This window comes from Herbaspirillum sp. RV1423, assembly GCF_000577615.1.
Lineage (GTDB): Bacteria > Pseudomonadota > Gammaproteobacteria > Burkholderiales > Burkholderiaceae_D > Herbaspirillum.
The window spans coordinates 1-365 of record NZ_CBXX010000109.1; the positions used below are offsets into that span (position 1 = coordinate 1).

General features: G+C 59.7%; 1 protein-coding gene. It reads left to right on the plus strand.

The window, feature by feature from the left end; translation table 11 throughout:
* Positions 1 to 365: EF-Tu/IF-2/RF-3 family GTPase (locus RV1423_RS28325; protein WP_034304007.1), on the plus strand; the 365-nt coding region annotated here is incomplete at both ends.

Genomic DNA, 365 nt, shown 5'->3' on the forward strand with positions numbered 1-365 from the left:
CACCTATATTCCGACGCCAGAGCGTGCCATCGACGGCGCATTCCTGATGCCGGTCGAAGACGTGTTCTCGATCTCGGGTCGCGGTACTGTGGTGACCGGCCGTGTTGAGCGTGGTATCGTCAAGGTCGGCGAAGAAATTGAAATCGTCGGTATCCGCGACACGCAAAAGACCACCTGCACGGGCGTGGAAATGTTCCGCAAGCTGCTGGACCAAGGTCAGGCGGGCGACAACGTTGGCGTGCTGTTGCGCGGCACCAAGCGTGAAGACGTGGAACGCGGCCAAGTGTTGGCCAAGCCAGGTTCGATCAAGCCGCACAAGCACTTCACGGGCGAGATTTATGTCCTGTCGAAGGACGAAGGCGGTC